This window comes from Cupriavidus sp. MPR-AND1C, from assembly GCF_058809705.1.
The window spans coordinates 24,421-39,507 of sequence record NZ_JBXASU010000070.1 but is presented as its reverse complement, the minus strand read 5'-3'; the positions used below and the strand labels follow the sequence as shown (position 1 = coordinate 39,507).

The window sequence follows — 15,087 nt, the reverse complement described above, 5'->3', positions numbered from 1 at the left end:
TACCCCTCAATTCCCCGCCGTCCCCACAGGCCAACCCCATCCCCGGCGCGCTGGCACCGCGGGTGGTGCTCGACTCCAACATCTGGGTCGACCTGCTGGTCTTTGCGGATCCGCACGTCGAGCCGATCCGGGCCGCGCTGGACACCGGCGCCATTGCCGCGGTAATCCGCGCCGATTGCCGCGAGGAGTTGCGCCGAGTGCTGGCTTATCCGCAATTTGCCCATTTTGGTGTCGATATTCCCGCCGCCATGGCCACGGTCGACCGGCTGACCGCCCTCATCGCCATCCCGGAACAAGCCGACATCGCGGCGGCCCGCCTGCCGCGCTGCCGCGATACCGACGACCAGAAGTTCATCGAGCTGGCGCACTTTGCCCAGGCCGCCTGCCTGGTCTCCAAGGACAAGGCCGTGCTCAAGCTCAAAGGCCGCCTGCGCCGCCTGAGCGGCGTGGATATCCTGCTGCCCCAGGCCTTCGCCGGCTGGCTGGCCACGCGCGAGCAGACCACGGCGCAGGCGCCGGCCGATCCCCGCTAGAATGCCAGCATCGTTTTCCGCCCATCCCGACCGCCCAGCCTGACGCAGCTTCCCATGCCCACGAACCACTCCGCCCAGCCCGGCACCCTTGCTCCCCTCACGCCGCCGGCTTCGCGCCTGCCCAAGGTCGGCACCACCATCTTTACCGTGATGTCGGCGCTGGCCGCCGAGCGCAATGCCGTCAACCTCGGCCAAGGCTTCCCGGATTTCGACTGCGACCCGAAGATCGTCGATGCCGTCGCGCACGCCATGCGCTCTGGCCTGAACCAGTACCCGCCGATGGCAGGTGTGCCCAAGCTGCGCCAGGCCATCGCCGGCAAGATCGGCAAGCTGTACGGCCATGCCTACGACTGGGACAGCGAGATCACGGTCACCGCGGGCGCCACCCAGGGCATCCTGACCACCATCCTGTGCGCCGTGCATCCGGGCGATGAAGTGATCGTGCTGGAACCCTGCTACGACAGCTACATCCCCGCGATCGAAATGGCCGGTGGCAAGGTCGTGTCGGTGGCCCTTGACGCGCCGCACTTCCACATCCCCTTTGACCGCCTTGCCGCCGCTATCACGCCGCGCACGCGGATGCTGCTGATCAACACGCCGCACAACCCCACCGGCACCATCTGGCGCGCCGGCGACATGGATCGCCTGGCCGGACTGCTGGCCGGCACTGACATCCTGCTGCTGTCAGACGAGGTGTACGAGCACATGGTGTTCGACGGCCAGCCGCACCAGTCGGTATCGCGTCACCCCGAGCTGGCACGCCGCAGCTTCGTGGTGTCGAGCTTCGGCAAGACCTACCACGTGACTGGCTGGAAAGTGGGCTATGTGGCCGCGCCGGCCGCGCTCTCGGCCGAGTTCCGCAAGGTGCACCAGTTCAATGTGTTCACGGTAAACACCCCGGTGCAGCATGGCCTGGCCGACTACATGGCAGACCCGGCGCCCTACCTGGACCTGGCGGCCTTCTACCAGGCCAAGCGCGACTTCTTCCGCGCCGGGCTGGCCGCCACGCGCTTCAAGCTGCTGCCATCGGACGGCACCTACTTCCAGTGCGTGGACTACTCCGCCATCTCGGACATGAGCGAGGCGGATTTCTCGATGTGGCTCACGCGCGAGATCGGCGTGGCGGCGATTCCGGTTTCGGCGTTTTACTCGCAGCCGCGGGAGTCTGGGGTGGTGCGCTTCTGTTTTGCCAAGAAGGAAGAGACGCTGGCGCTGGCCCTGGCGCGGTTGAAGGCGCTGTAAGCACCGCTTTGGCCAGCGAAAAGAAAAGCGGCCGCGGCATGCCGCGGCCGCTTTTCCTTGTGCAAACCCTTCGCTTACTTCCGGCCGCTCAGCATCAGCTCGGTATTCGCCTTGCGATCCTCATTCACCTTCTGCACCGTCGGGCGCTCCGACATGCGCTTGAGGTACTCCTTGACCGGCAGGTCGGCCAGCATGTCCGTGCCGTAGATGATCTTGGTGCAAGACGAGATCAGCGGAAAGTGCACCACCGCGGCGCAGTCCGCCAGCGTAAAGGTGTCGCCCGCCAGGTAGGGCGAGAACTTCGCCAGCTTGGCGAAGGCGGGGATATAGCGCTCCAGCAGCTTTTTCTGGCGCTCCTTGACGCCGTCGCTGACCTTGCCGCCGAAAAACGCTTCAGGGTAAAGCTCGCGCACGGTCAGCTCCAGGTACAGCTCCAGGAAAGTCACCAGTTCGCGCACCTTGGCCGCCTCGTAGGGGCTGGCGGGCAGCAGCGGCGCTTGCGGGTAGGTCGCCTCGATGTAGGCGTCCAGTACTTCGGACTCGCATAGCGGGCCGTGATCGGTGATCATGTAGGGCACCTTGCCCAGGGGCGTGGCGTCGAGATCGGTCTTGCCGATCCAGGCCAGCTCCTCCTCGAAGGGCAGGTTCTTTTCCAGCAAGGCCAGCTTGACCTTGTTGTAGTAGTTGCTGGCGGCAAAACCACAGAGCTTCAGCATGTCTGTCTCTCTCCTCGTTATGGCCTGATTGGCAACCCACCGGGTGGATCGCGATGAAATCGGGGGCTAAGGTACCCTGCCCACACACTGGCAAGCAGGCATTGTGTGCCATGACAGACTCTGGCGGTCCGCGTTGGCCGATCAGCGCACGCCGCCTGCATCGCCCCACTGTCGCGGATGATGCAAAAAACGTACGATCGTGCTAATTTAACCACACTTTTCTGGACGCACTATGAGCACTTTCACCATTGACTCGCTTGGCATCGTCGGCACCGGCGCCATGGGCCGGGGCATTGCCCAGATCGCCGCGCAGGCCGGGCTGACCGTCAGCCTGTACGATACCAACCCGCAAGCCGTGGCCGCCGCCCGGCAATACCTGCAGGATACCTTCGCCAAGCTCGCCGAAAAGGGCAAGATGAGCGCCGAGGACGGCGCCGCCGCGCTGGCCCGCGTGCTGCCCTGCAATGTGCTGGAAGACCTGGCCGGCTGCGACATGGTGCTCGAGGCCATCGTCGAGAAGCTCGAAGTCAAGCGTGACCTGGTCGCCAGGCTCGAAGCCGTCCTGCGTGCGGATGCCGTGATTGCCTCCAACACGTCATCGCTGTCGATCACCGCGATCGCGGTGGGCGCCAAGCAACCTGGCCGCATCGCCGGCTACCACTTCTTCAACCCGGTGCCGCTGATGAAGGTGGTCGAGGTGATCGACGGCTTGTCCGGCGACCCTGCCGTGGGAGACGCGCTGATGGCGCTGTCGCGCCGCCTGGGCCATACGCCGGTGCGCTGCAAGGACATGCCCGGCTTTATCGTCAATCATGCCGGCCGCGGCATGAATATCGAAGGCCTGAAGGTCGCGCAGGAAGGCGTGGCCGACTTCGCCGACATCGACGCCATCATGCGCGAGCAGGCGGGCTTTCGCATGGGCCCCTTCGAGCTGATGGACCTGACCGGGCTGGACGTGTCGCACCCGGTGATGGAATCCATCTACAACCAGTTCTACCAGGAGCCGCGCTACCGGCCGTCGCCCATCACGGCGATCCGCTCGGTGGGCGGCCTGATCGGCCGCAAGGCCGGTGCCGGTTTCTACCGCTATGCCGACGGCCAGAAGCAGCTGCCCGCCACCGCCGCCCTGCCAGCGGCGCGCCCCGCCAGCGTCTGGGTGAGCCGCGCCGACGAGCGCGGCCATGACATGGCCGTCAAGCTGATCCTCGCGCTGGGCATGACGCCGGAAGCCGGCAACCATCCCTCCGGCGACGCCCTGATCGTGGTCACGCCGCTGGGCCTGGACGCCACCACCTGCGCGCTGCAGGAAGGACTTGACCCGGCCCGCGTAATCGCCATCGACACCCTGCTGCCGTTCGAAGCCACCAAGCGCCGCACGCTGATGGCCACGCCGGCCACGTCAGCCGCCATGCGCGAGGCCGCGCATGGCCTGTTCGGCAGCGACGGCGTGCCCGTGACCGTGATCCGCGACTCGGCCGGCTTCGTGGCCCAGCGCATCATCAGCTGCATCGTGAACATCGCCAGCGACATCGCGCAACAGCGCATTGCCACGCCGGTGGACATCGACCTCGCCGTCAACCTCGGCCTGGGCTACCCCAAGGGCCCGCTGGCGCTGGGCGACGTGATCGGCCCGCACCTGGTGCTGACCGTGCTGCGCAACCTGGAACGCCTGACCGGCGACATGCGCTACCGCCCCAGCCCGTGGCTGTGGCGCCGCGCCGGCCTCAAGCTGTCGCTGCTGGCCGAAGAGCAGTAAGAACCGCGACCGCAGGCTTGTTTCCGGCCTGCGGTCGTTTCGTATCCAACACCGCATTGCATCGTTGCATTCGCTCATCCGCACAGGCCGCCATGACCGCACAGCTGCTATCCGAACGCGTCGACACCACCCTGGTGCTGACCATCTCGAACCCCGAGGCACGCAACGCGCTGCATCCGGACATCTACGCGGCCTCGCAGCAAGCGCTTGAGCTGGCCTCGCGCGACGACGAAATCCGCGCGGTGGTGATCACCGGCGCCGATGGCGTGTTCTGCGCCGGCGGCAACCTCAACCGCCTGCTTGGCAACCGCGCCAAGCCGCGCGAGGTGCAAGCCGAGAGCATCGAAGTCCTGAACCACTGGATCGAAACGCTGCACGCCTTCCCCAAGCCGATCATCGCCGCCGTGGAAGGCCCCGCGGCGGGCGCCGGCTTCTCGCTGGTGCTCGCCTGCGATTTCGTGGTGGCCGCCAGCGACGCCAAGTTCGTGATGGCCTACGTCAACGTTGGCCTGACGCCTGACGGCGGTGGCTCGTACGAGCTGGCCCGCGCCCTGCCCCGGCAGCTCGCCTCCGAACTGATCATGGAAGGCAAGCCCGTGGATGCCGCGCGCCTGGCGCATTTCGGGCTGGTCAACCGCGTGGTGCCGCCCGGCCAGGCGCTGACCGAAGCGCTGCGCCTGGGCGAATCGCTGGCCACGCGCTCGCCGCACGCCATGGGCCGCATCAAGGGCCTGATCAACCACGCCGCCACCGCCAGCCTGACCGAGCACCTGGCGCAAGAACGCGACAACTTCGTGGCCGCGCTGCATCACAAGGATGGCGGTGAAGGCATCGGCGCCTTCCTGGAAAAGCGCAAGCCGAACTACCGCTAAGCCGCCCTGCCCGCCGGGTTCGCCAACGCGCGTACCCGGCCTCGCAATGCCACGCCAAGGATGCCCGCGCAGACAGGCACAGAAGCACAAGCACCGGAGACTTGCATGGAATTGCCGCCCTCGCCCCGCCGCCGCATCTACCTGATGCGCCATGGCGCGGTGACCTACTTCGACGCGACCGGGCGCCCCGCGCTGCCCGAACTGGTGCCGCTCAACGAGACCGGGCGCGAACAGGCCAGCGCGGCTGGCCGTGCATTTGCCGCCGAGCACATTGGCTTTGACCGCATCATCGTCAGCGGGCTGCCGCGCACGGTGGAAACCGCCGAGCGCGTGCTGGCGGCGTTGCCCGGCATGGCCGATGCCGCGATGGAAACCTGGCCCGAGCTGCAGGAAATCCGCGGCGGCAAGCTGCAAGGCATCAGCGACGACAAGCTGCGCGATGCCTTTATCGGCGCCTTCGAAGGCGAAGTGCCCGAAGACAAGCGCTTCCTCGATGGCGAGAGCGTGGGTGAATTCCTTGACCGCGTGCTGCCTGCGCTGCGCCGCCTGCGCGACGACCCGAACTGGGACACCGCCCTGCTGGTCCTGCATGGCGGCACCAACCGCGCCATCCTCTCCCACGCCATCACCTGCGGGCGCCGCGTGTTCTACGGCAGCCTGATGCAAACCGCCGGCTGCATCAATGTGCTGGACGTGGGCGACGATCCGCTGGACTGGGTGGTGCGCATGATGAACTACTCGCCGCCCACGCCAGTGCACAGCGGTACGCGCCACACCACCATGGAAGTGTTGCTGCATCAATATCTGCGCTTTCGCGACCTGCGCGGGCCGGCCAGCTAGCCACGCCGCATAGAGATAAAGATGAAACAGACAAGACGGACAAGACAGACAAGACAGACGTAATCGAATCTCGAAAAACCCGGAACATACCGAAAACACGGAGACAGCATGAGCACCAACGTTTCGAATTTCGAAGGCACCCGCGAGGTAGCCGAGCAGCAACGCTTTGACATGGCCGCGCTGGAAGCCTGGATGCGCGAGCATGTCGCCGGCTTTGCCGGCCCGCTCTCCATCGAGCAGTTCAAGGGCGGCCAGTCCAACCCCACCTTCAAGCTGATCACGCCGGGCCAGACCTACGTGATGCGCGCCAAGCCGGGCCCCAAGTCCAAGCTGCTGCCTTCGGCCCACGCCATCGAGCGCGAATACCGCGTGATGGCCGCACTGGCCGGCACCGATGTGCCAGTGGCCAGGATGTACGCGCTGTGCGAAGACGAAACCGTGATCGGCCGCGCCTTCTACATCATGGAATTCGTCGCCGGGCGCGTGCTGTGGGACCAGTCGCTGCCCGACATGACGCCGGCCGAGCGCGCCGCCATCTACGACGAGATGAACCGCGTCATCTCCGCGCTGCACACCGTCGACTACAAGGCCATCGGCCTGGGCGACTACGGCAAGCCGGGCAACTACTTCTCGCGCCAGATCGAGCGCTGGACCAAGCAGTACAAGCTGTCCGAGACCGAGAGCATCCCGGCCATGGACTCGCTGATGGCCTGGCTGCCCGAGCATATCCCGCAGGAAGACGCCGATCTTACGTCCATCGTGCATGGCGACTACCGGCTGGACAACCTCATGTTCCACCCCACCGAGCCCCGCGTGCTGGCCGTCCTCGACTGGGAACTGTCCACGCTGGGGCACCCGATGGCCGACTTCGGCTACCACTGCATGAGCTGGCACATCGCCCCGGGACAGTTCCGCGGCATCGCTGGCCTGGACCATGCCGGACTTGGCATCCCTGACGAGGCCACTTACCGCCGTACCTACGAGCAACGCACCGGCCGGCCGATCACCGGTGACTGGAATTTCTACCTGGCGTTCAGCATGTTCCGGATTGCCGGCATCCTGCAGGGGATCATGAAGCGCGTGGTGGACGGGACGGCCTCCTCCGCGCAGGCCGCGGATGCAGGAAAGCGTGCCCGGCCGATGGCGGAAATGGGCTGGGAGTACGCAAAGAAGGCAAAGCAATAACAATCCGACACTTCGCCGGAATCATCAGAAAACCTCTTCCCAAGCGCGGGGAAGAGGTTTTTTTACGGGACAAGTTATCGTATCAGATGATGTGTTGCCCTGTTTTCGGCAATCACCTCCAATCACCTCACTGCGACCCGCACCGGGTTCGCCATCCCTCACACCCAGAGCGCTGCCAGAAAATGCCCTGGACCCGCCCAGTACTTCCGGCTATGATTCAACATATACGACAACATACAACAAAGACAAAGCCGGAGACAACGCCAATGCCAAGCAGCCGCCGCACCTTCCTGACCCAACTCTCGACCCTGGGCGCAACCGCCACGCTTGGCAGCCTGGGCGCAGCCGGCACGCTGCTGTCGTCCACGGCGAAAGCCGCCGACTGGCCTACCCGCCCGATCCGGCTGGTTGTACCCTATCCCGCCGGCGGCTCATCCGACATCATTGCGCGCCTGATCAGCCGCCAGCTCGGCGAGGCGCTCGGCCAACCCATCGTGGTGGATAACCGCCCAGGCGCCAACGGCAATATCGGCGCCGCCATGGTCGCGCAGGCCGGCGCCGACAATCACACGTTGCTGCTGTGCGATGTCGGCGCGCTGGCCATCAGCCCGTCCGTCTACACCAAACTCACGTTCGATCCAGGCAAGGACCTGAGGGGCGTTTCCATGCTGGCGTATTCGCCGCATCTGCTGGTGGTCCATCCCTCGGTGCAGGTCAGTAACCTCAAGGAACTGGTGGACCTGTCCAAGCGCACCCAGCTCAACTTCGCCGTGACCGCCATCGGCAGCGCGCCGCACCTGGCGGGCGTGGCGGTGGCGCAGGCTACCGGCGCGAAGTGGCAGTACGTGCCTTACAAAGGCGGTGCGCAGGCGGTGGCCGATACCGTGGGCGGCACCGCCCAGGTGCTGATGAACGGCATGCTGGCGACGCTGCCCCAGGTGCAGGCCGGCAAGCTAAAGGTGATCGCGGTGTCCAAGAAGACCCGCATGCCGCTGGTGGGGCAAGTGCCTACCATCGCCGAGCAAGGGGTGCCGGGCTTCGAGTCTGGCACCTGGCAAGGCGTGATGGCGCCAGCGGGCATGCCCGATGCGCTGGTGGCACGCATCAGCAGCGAACTGATCCGCATCATCCGCTCGCCGGAAGTGCGCGCGCAGCTCGCCGGCCAGGGGGCGGAAGTGGTGACCATGACGCCACCGGAGACAAACAAGTTCTTCGTCGCCGAGCGGGCACGCTGGGCAACCGTGGTGAAGCAGGCCGACATCCGGCTCGACTGACCCGCATGCCGGGTCTTGGCTAATTCTGACTTTTTTGCTCGCGCTTAACCCCTTGCGCCAAGCTGCCTCGTTTCACTGACAGCGCCCTGCCGCCGGCATCGCCGGCGCGGCCCTTCAGGAGAAAAGAACATGCTTAAGCGCTTGGGAGCCTTGGCCATCGCCTTTGCGGTGGCCGCTTGCGGTGGTCATTCCACCACTGCCCCTACCCCGCCGGATCTGCCCGCGCGCGCCGACAACGCGGCACCGGCCACGCAGCCGGTGGCACCACCCCCGGTTGCCCCGGCCGCTCCCGTGCAGTCCGTGCAGTCCGTGCAGTCCGTGCAGTCCGTGCAGTCCGTGCCCACCGTACCCATGGCACAGCCCCGCAATACCGTGCCTGCCGCCAGGGAGGCGATCGCCGGCGCCATGGCCGATGCCTACGCGCCTGCCATGCGCGCCATGCCTGCGCCGCCCATGACCCTGATGGCACGCCCCATGCCCTATCCGCAGCCGCTGCCCGGGCCAGACCGTGAGCGCTATGGCGCCATCGACGAAAACGGCGTGCAGCAGGTAGCGCAAGCGCCTGTCTCGACCTTCAGCATCGACGTCGACACCGGCAGCTACAGCAATGTGCGCCGCCTGCTCAATGCCGGCCGGTTGCCGCCGGCCGACGCGGTGCGCGTGGAGGAAATGGTCAACTACTTCCCATACGACTACGCGCAGCCGCGCGACGGCGGGCCCTTTGCCGTGCACGCTGACGCCGCGCCCGCGCCATGGCAAGCGCGCAACGTGCTGCTGCGCATCGGCATCAAGGCGGCCGACGCGGCGCGCGACAGCCTGCCGCCGGCCAACCTGGTCTTCCTGGTTGATGTGTCGGGGTCGATGTATTCGCCCGACAAGCTGCCGCTGCTGAAGTCCTCGCTCAAGCTGCTGACCAACGCGCTGCGCGCGCAAGACCGCATCACGCTGGTGACCTACGCCAGCGGCACGCGCGTGGTGCTGCCGCCAACGTCGGGCAGCGACAAGGCAACCATCTCGTCGGCCATCGACTCCCTGGCAGCGGGCGGCTCGACCGCCGGCGCGAGCGGCATCGCGCTGGCCTACCAGGCCGCGCAGCAGAGCTTTATCGCGGGCGGCATCAACCGCGTGCTGCTAGCCACCGATGGCGATTTCAACGTGGGCATCACCGACTTGCGCCAGCTCAAGGCCCTGGTCGCGGAGAAGCGCAAGTCCGGCGTGTCTCTGTCCACGCTGGGCTTTGGCACCGGCAACTACAACGACCAGATGATGGAGCAACTGGCCGACGCGGGCGATGGCGCCTACTCGTACATCGACAACCTGATGGAAGGCCAGAAGGTGCTGGTCGAAGAGTTCAGCTCCACGCTGGCAACGGTGGCACGCGACGTCAAGATCCAGGTCGAGTTCAACCCCGCCACGGTCAAGGAATACCGCCTGATCGGCTATGAAAACCGCGCGCTCAAGCGCGAGGATTTCAACAACGACCAGGTCGACGCCGGCGACATCGGCGCCGGCCACACCGTGACAGCGCTCTATGAGCTGACGCTGGCGGGCCAGCCCGGCCTGATCGAGCCGCTGCGCTACCAGCCGGCGAGCCCCGCCGTCCAGCCGGGCAAGGGCACCGCTGGCGAGCTGGCCCACATCAAGCTGCGCTACAAGCTGCCGCAGGCGCAAGCCAGCGAGCTGATCGACCTGCCCGTGCAGGACAGCGCGGTGCGGCCGCTGGCGCAAGCCGACGACGCCATGCGCTTCGCCACGGCGGTAGCCGGCTTCGGCCAGATACTGCGTGGCGGCAATCATGTCAACGGCTGGACCTACGCCGACGCGCGCACCCTGGCGCTCGGCGCGCGCGGCACCGACCGCTTTGGCTACCGCGGCGAATTCATCAAGCTGGTCGACCTGGCGCAGGCCCTGTCCACGCGCGCCCCGCTGGCGCAAAGCGGCGAGCCTGCCAGGGAGCCGCCACGCTGAGGCCGCCTCGCCCACCATCCGCCGGGTTGCCCGCGCGCAGGCACCCGGCACGCACAGCCCCTCGCAGCAGCGCGCGGGGCTGTCATATACTCCCGCGCATGCATGCCTCCCCACGTGGCGCCCCGCCATCCCCATCCTCTGCCGGACTGTCCGCGCTGCCGGATACCGACCTGATGCTGCTGGTCGCCAACGGCCTGATCGAGCAGCCGGTGGCCGAGCTGTTCCGCCGCCACAACGCAGCGCTGTACAACTATGTGGCCTGGCTTTGCCAGGGCAACACCGGCGAGGCCGAGGACGTGACCCAGAAGACCTGGGTCAAGCTGATGACCCGCTGCGCGGACTACCAGCCCAGCGCGGCCCTGCGCACCTTCCTGTTCCAGATCGCGCGCAATACCTGGCTGGACCAGTTGCGCGGTGCCTACGAGCGCCAGCGCGACGCGCTCGACGAGACGCACCTCGCCCTGCCGGCGGACGATCTCAGCCCCGAGGCCGAGGCGCAGCTGCGCCAGAACCTGCAGGGCGTGCGGCAAGCGCTGCTGGCGCTGCCGGCGGCGCAGCGCGAGGTGATCGTGCTGCGCTTCTTCAGCGAGATGAGCGTGGAGGACATCGCCCTGACGCTGGGCGAGAAGTTCGAGACCATCAAGAGCCGACTGCGCTATGCCTTTGCGCGGCTGCGCGAGAACCTGGCGGCCACGGCGCCGCAGGAGCCGCTGCCATGAGCGCGGACGAACGCTTCATCGCCGGCGAGGACCGGCTCGCGGCATTGCTGCGCGAGTTGCCCGCCTTTGTACCACCCGCCTCGCTGGAGGCCTCGGTGATGGCCGCGGCGCGTGCGGAGCAGGCGGCGCGCAACGCGCCAGCGCCGCAGCCGCCTGCCTCGCTGCCGGCCAAGGTCCGGGCCTACGCCGAACAAGCCGAGGCGCCCGCCGACGATGACGAGCTGGATTTCACGCCGCCGGCGGGATTGCAGGCATCGGTCATGGCACAAGCCGCACGGATGCAGGCAGCGCAGGCCACGCGCCGCAATGCCGTGCTGGAGGAAATCCGGCGCGGTGACGTGCCGCAAAGCGTGCTCGGCGCGCCTGTCAGCGAGGCTGCGCAGGCGTGGCTGCGTGAGCAGGCGCTGCCCGCACAACCTGCCGAAGGCGGAAAGCCAACTGGCAAGCCGCCCCGTGCCCGCCCCGCACGGCGCTGGTGGCCCGCGCTGGGCGCGCTCGCCGCCACCCTCGGCGTAGGCGTCTTGTCGCTGCAGATCGTCATGCGCCAGCTTGACCTGCGCAACGGCGAAATCACGTTGCCGGCCCAAGCCCCGGGCCCCGTGGCGGACACGGCGGACAAGGCGGACAAGGCGGACAAGGCGGACAAGGCGGCGAACAAGCCCGCAAAGCAGGCGGAACCCGCCAAGCCGGTTGCACAAGCGGCGGTGCAGCCAGCGGCCCCAGCCCCAGTTCCGCAAGCGGAATCCGCGGGACAGCCGGCGTCGCCGCGCGCGGATGCGCCAGTGCCTCCGCCCGCCGCTCAAGCCACTAACGCCACTAAAGCCGCACAGCCTGCGCCTGCGCCGGCCAGCCCGCCCGCCACGGCCAACGCACAGCCCCTGCGCCCACCGCCCGCCGAGGCACCGGCCGAGGCCGCGCCGCGCGAGCCGGACCGGCTAGCGCAGCGGCGTGCACCTGAACCCAGGGAAAACGCGGCAGGCATGGCGGGCTCGCTCTCCGCCGGAGCGCCTCCCGCCGCAGCGGCCGCGCCGGCGGTACGTGTCCCGGCACCCATGGCATCCATGGCGCCGATCGCGCCGATGGCGGCCATGGCGCCGCCAGCCCCGATCGCACCCATCGCGCCACCGGCGCCAGCGCCCACCTTCGATGCACCCAGGCTGGCACTGCGTGCCAGCCCGTCGCAGCAGGCCGATGCGGCACGCGCACCCGCGCCTGCCGCACGCGTGCAAAGAGTGGGAACGTTGACGATGAGCTTGCGGGAGGAACCGCAGCTAGCGGTGGAGCGCTTGCTGTCCGCCCCGTCGGGGACCGAGCCCGCCGCCGGGGCGCAGCTGGCGCTGCGTGTCACGGCGTCGGCGCCGGCAAGCCCCGAGGTCAGGGCGTGGGTCGAGCGGCTATGGCAGGCGGTGCCGGCGCCATACCGGCCGCCGCTGCCCTATGCGGTGCAGGCCGACAGCACGTTGCCGCCAGCCACCGTGCGCATCGAGCGCCAGGCCGACAGCGCGCCTTGGTAGGTTCAGGGACCAAAGCTCGACGCGTTCAGTCCTGCGCCACCTCGCCCACACCGCCGCCGAGCGCGTTGATCACCGCCAGCAGCTGCTCGCGCAGCCAGCGATTGGCGCCATCGTTCTCGCCGCCGGCATGCCAGTAGAGATGCAACTCAAGCGTGGGCACCTTGAAGGGCAGCGAGAGCAGGCGATTGGCATAGGGCTCGTTGGCGATGCGCGCGTAGCGCAGCGGCAGCGTGGCCAGCAAGTCGGTGCAGCTCACCACCCGGCAGGCAGCGGCGTAATGCTGGCAGCGCAACCGCACCCGGCGCGTCAGGCCCATGCGGTGCAGCGCCTGGTCTTCCAGTCCGGCCCCGCGCCGGCGGGACGACACATGCACATGCTCGGCGGCCAGGTAACGCTCCAGCGTCAGCTCCTTCTTCATCAGCGGATGGTCGCGGCGGGCCAGCACCACCATCGGGTCGGCCATGAAAGGCGTGTGATGGATGGCCGGCGACACCGGCAGCAGGATATCGATGGCGGCGTCGAGCGTGCCGGCGAGCAGTTCCGACTCCATCTCGCGCCGGTCGAAGCGGATCGCCGCGATCTCCACCTGCGGCGCCATCGCGGTCACGCGCGCCATGAGCGGCGGCAGCAGGGTGGACTCCAGCGCATCGCGCATGCCAATGGTGAAGCGGCGCACCGTGGCCGCCGGATCGAAGTGCGGCGTGTCCTGCAAGGTGCGGGCAAAGGATTGCAGGGCCGTGCGCACCTCGGTGGCCAGCGAGCGCGCCAGCGGCGTGGGTGCCATGCCCTGCCCCCGCCGCTCGAATAGCGGGTCGTCGAACAAGAGGCGCATGCGCCCCAGCGCGTGGCTGACCGCGGGCTGGGTCAGGTTGAGCTGGCGGGCGGCGGCCGTGATGCTGCCTTCGCTATAGATAGCGTCGAACACCACGAAGAGATTCAGGTCGATGCGGGATAGCTGCATGTCGGGCATTCTGGCATGGAATGCACAGTATTGATACTGGCAAATCCAGAAAATTCATTTTTCTAATTACCTGGATTGCGGTACAGTCCTCTCCAGTCGGCGCAAACCGCGTCCGCCGGTGCCGGAAACGGCCCGCCGCAACCCGCGGCGGCCCAACCGATACCGGCCTCATTCAGAGGTGGAGGAGACAACATGCAATTCGAGTACACCCCCAAGGTCAAGGAAATGCAGGCTCGCCTGCTGGCCTTCTTCGACAAGCACATCTATCCGAACGAGAAGCGCTTCTACGCCGAGATCCAGGCCAACCGCCAGGCCGGCAACGCCTGGGTCCCGACCAAGGTGATCGAGGAACTCAAGCCGCTGGCGCGCGAAGCCGGCCTGTGGAACCTGTTCCTGCCCCATTCCAAGCGTGCCCCGGGAGGCTTGTCCAACTTGGAATACGCACCGCTGTGCGAGATCATGGGCCGGGTGCCCTGGTCGGCCGAAGTCTTCAACTGCGCGGCGCCCGATACCGGCAACATGGAGACGCTGGAGCGCTACGCGTCGGAAGAGCTCAAGGACAGGTGGCTTGAGCCGCTGCTGCGCGGCGAGATCCGCTCGGCCTTCCTGATGACCGAGCCGGCCGTGGCTTCGTCGGACGCCACCAATATCTGCTGCAGCATCCGCCGCGATGGCGACGAGTACGTGATCAACGGCACCAAGTGGTGGTCGTCGGGCGCGGGCGATCCCCGTTGCGAGGTCTATATCGTGATGGGCAAGACCGACCCGGAAGCGGGCCGCCATGAGCAGCAATCGATGATCGTCGTGCCGGCCGATACCGCAGGCATCACCATCAAGCGCTTCCTGCCGGTGTTCGGCTACGACGACGCGCCGCACGGCCACATGGAGATCGAGCTGAAGGACGTGCGCGTGCCGGCAGCCAACATCCTGCTGGGCGAAGGCCGCGGCTTCGAGATCGCCCAAGGCCGCCTCGGCCCGGGCCGCATCCACCACTGCATGCGCAGCATCGGCGTGGCCGAGCGCGCGCTGGAACTGCTGTGCAAGCGCGCCCTGTCGCGCGTCGCATTCGGCAAGCCGGTGGCCGCCCAGGGCGTGACGCGCGAGCGCATCGCCGAAGCCCGCTGCGAAATCGAAATGGCGCGCCTGCTGACGCTCAAGGCCGCCTACATGATGGACACCGCCGGCAACAAGGTGGCCAAGGCCGAGATCGCCATGATCAAGGTCGTCGCACCCAACATGGCGCTGAAGGTGATCGACTGGGCCATCCAGGTGCACGGCGCCGCTGGCGTCTCGGACGAATTCCCGCTGGCCAACTGGTGGGCGCACCAGCGCACCCTGCGCCTGGCCGATGGCCCGGACGAGGTGCACCGCAACGCCATCGCCAAGCTGGAGCTGGCCAAGCACATGGGCGTGAGCTCGGACGACATCAACATGCCGGTGACACGCGGCTTCTAAGCTGCAACAAGCCGCAGCAAGCCGCAATCCGCCACGACCGGTCTCACCGCCG

13 protein-coding genes are annotated in these 15,087 nt (G+C 67.4%); 11 read left to right on the top strand and 2 right to left on the bottom strand.

Annotation, left to right across the window (positions count from 1 at the left end):
- Window positions 1-38: 38 nt before the first annotated feature.
- On the top strand, window positions 39-533 hold the full coding sequence (locus AC1RWI_RS28360; protein WP_492869976.1) for a putative toxin-antitoxin system toxin component, PIN family: 495 nt from the start codon (window positions 39-41) through the stop codon (window positions 531-533).
- 54 nt (window positions 534-587) lie between these two features.
- Window positions 588-1,775 (top strand): pyridoxal phosphate-dependent aminotransferase, encoded by a 1,188-nt coding sequence (locus tag AC1RWI_RS28355; protein ID WP_043344808.1) that lies wholly within the window; start codon window positions 588-590, stop codon window positions 1,773-1,775.
- A gap of 74 nt (window positions 1,776-1,849) precedes the next feature.
- Here the strand turns inward: AC1RWI_RS28355 and AC1RWI_RS28350 are convergent, their stop codons facing one another.
- The gene (locus AC1RWI_RS28350) at window positions 1,850-2,491 is read right to left on the bottom strand and encodes a glutathione S-transferase (RefSeq protein WP_043344806.1); all 642 of its coding nucleotides are present in this window, start codon (window positions 2,489-2,491) and stop codon (window positions 1,850-1,852) included.
- A 232-nt stretch (window positions 2,492-2,723) separates the two neighbouring features.
- On the opposite strand from AC1RWI_RS28350, the gene AC1RWI_RS28345 reads away from it, so the two are divergent.
- From AC1RWI_RS28345 to AC1RWI_RS28310, 8 genes are all read left to right on the top strand, one after another.
- Window positions 2,724-4,247, top strand: coding sequence for a 3-hydroxyacyl-CoA dehydrogenase (locus AC1RWI_RS28345; protein WP_492869975.1), 1,524 nt, complete (start codon window positions 2,724-2,726; stop codon window positions 4,245-4,247).
- 92 nt (window positions 4,248-4,339) lie between these two features.
- Window positions 4,340-5,119 (top strand): oxepin-CoA hydrolase, alternative type, encoded by a 780-nt coding sequence (locus tag AC1RWI_RS28340; protein ID WP_043344803.1) that lies wholly within the window; start codon window positions 4,340-4,342, stop codon window positions 5,117-5,119.
- 105 nt (window positions 5,120-5,224) lie between these two features.
- Window positions 5,225-5,959 (top strand): histidine phosphatase family protein, encoded by a 735-nt coding sequence (locus tag AC1RWI_RS28335; RefSeq protein ID WP_492869974.1) that lies wholly within the window; start codon window positions 5,225-5,227, stop codon window positions 5,957-5,959.
- 108 nt (window positions 5,960-6,067) lie between these two features.
- On the top strand, window positions 6,068-7,144 hold the full coding sequence (locus AC1RWI_RS28330) for a phosphotransferase (protein WP_043344798.1): 1,077 nt from the start codon (window positions 6,068-6,070) through the stop codon (window positions 7,142-7,144).
- 266 nt (window positions 7,145-7,410) lie between these two features.
- Entirely contained in the window at window positions 7,411-8,418 is a 1,008-nt protein-coding gene (locus AC1RWI_RS28325) for a Bug family tripartite tricarboxylate transporter substrate binding protein (RefSeq protein WP_043344796.1), read from the top strand.
- 129 nt (window positions 8,419-8,547) lie between these two features.
- Window positions 8,548-10,386: a vWA domain-containing protein gene (locus tag AC1RWI_RS28320; RefSeq protein ID WP_492869973.1), complete on the top strand. Its 1,839-nt coding sequence runs from the start codon at window positions 8,548-8,550 to the stop codon at window positions 10,384-10,386.
- Between the two features lie 98 nt (window positions 10,387-10,484).
- Window positions 10,485-11,105, top strand: a complete 621-nt coding sequence (locus AC1RWI_RS28315) for an RNA polymerase sigma factor (protein WP_492869972.1) — start codon at window positions 10,485-10,487, stop codon at window positions 11,103-11,105.
- A complete protein-coding gene (locus AC1RWI_RS28310; RefSeq protein WP_492869971.1) occupies window positions 11,102-12,619 on the top strand; it encodes a hypothetical protein in 1,518 nt (505 codons plus the stop codon). Before AC1RWI_RS28315 ends, AC1RWI_RS28310 begins: the two co-directional genes overlap by 4 nt.
- 25 nt (window positions 12,620-12,644) lie before the next feature.
- Here the strand turns inward: AC1RWI_RS28310 and AC1RWI_RS28305 are convergent, their stop codons facing one another.
- Window positions 12,645-13,580 carry a LysR family transcriptional regulator gene (locus tag AC1RWI_RS28305; protein ID WP_043351448.1) on the bottom strand — a complete coding sequence of 312 codons (936 nt, stop codon included), beginning with the start codon at window positions 13,578-13,580 and terminating at the stop codon, window positions 12,645-12,647.
- A 192-nt stretch (window positions 13,581-13,772) separates the two neighbouring features.
- Here AC1RWI_RS28305 and AC1RWI_RS28300 point away from each other — a divergent pair, with 192 nt between their 5' ends.
- Window positions 13,773-15,035, top strand: a complete 1,263-nt coding sequence (locus AC1RWI_RS28300) for an acyl-CoA dehydrogenase family protein (RefSeq protein ID WP_492869970.1) — start codon at window positions 13,773-13,775, stop codon at window positions 15,033-15,035.
- Window positions 15,036-15,087 lie beyond the last annotated feature (52 nt).